This is a genomic window from Facilibium subflavum (genome assembly GCF_003574485.1).
In the GTDB taxonomy this organism is placed as follows: Bacteria; Pseudomonadota; Gammaproteobacteria; order Francisellales; family Francisellaceae; genus Facilibium; species Facilibium subflavum.
On sequence record NZ_QLIT01000183.1, the window covers coordinates 1 to 931 of the forward strand.

The window sequence follows — 931 nt, forward strand, 5'->3', positions numbered from 1 at the left end:
ACCGATAGGTATAGAAGCTTTGGGATATAAGTATGCAGGATATACGTTAGCACATATTATGAAAGTATTAAGCATCGATGTTTCATTAATAGGTCTATCATTAACTTTAAATTATTTATTGCCTGACAGCTCTTCAGAAATTTTAATTGCAACGAGTATTTTGCTGGTATTATTTAATGGTTTTCTTGGATACAAAGCCTTTTCTGCTAATACAAGGGGTAGTTCAATAGGAGGAAATCGCAACACTTCCGAGCTTACCATCCCCGCAGAGGGAACTGAAATAAACTGGTCCTTTACAACAAGTATGCATGAAATAGAATTTAGCGGAGTTAGTCGTGCAAAAGGCGCAGATGCTAAAATTACATTTAAAGAGAAGACTAACCCCTCTATTACAAACAATCATACACAGATTATAGAAGAGTTAAACGTAGAAAATCAAAAACTATTAAGCTGTAAATACTTAAAAGAACTAAACCGCCCCTTTAATTACAATAGCTTCAAAAATTTTTTAGAAAAAAACCAAGATTCTTTTACTTTATTTGAGACATTTAGTGGAACTGTAGACTCACAAGGATTTTTATTTGGAGAAATGAGATTTAAAAATGGTCAAGTATTTAAAGGAAACTTTCATGATATTTCAACGCTTCAAGGCATAATGTTTGGTGATCATTTGACTGAAACTAGGCTTAAAGGGTTTTTTAATGAATTTGGCGTCCAAGAATTTCTAAAGACAAACAAACCCACTCGTCTGAAAAATCTATATTAATGTAGATAGCTAGCATGGGTTCTAGCTTTCTTAAGTGGTATAAATTGGCCCAAGCTGTCGGTCTCGAAGCGCATCTTCATTAATAGAGGGTTTTAGTGTTCAAAATAAAACAAAAAGATTCAAAAACAGGCTCAGTAAGTTGGCAAAAATGGGGTATAAAGTATG

1 protein-coding gene is annotated in these 931 nt (G+C 33.4%); it reads left to right on the plus strand.

Translation table 11 applies throughout. The features are described 5' to 3' along the window. On the plus strand, positions 1–766 hold a 766-nt coding region (locus DNK84_RS10570; protein ID WP_162902384.1), incomplete at its 5' end, for a hypothetical protein. Between the last annotated feature and the right edge of the window lie 165 nt (positions 767–931).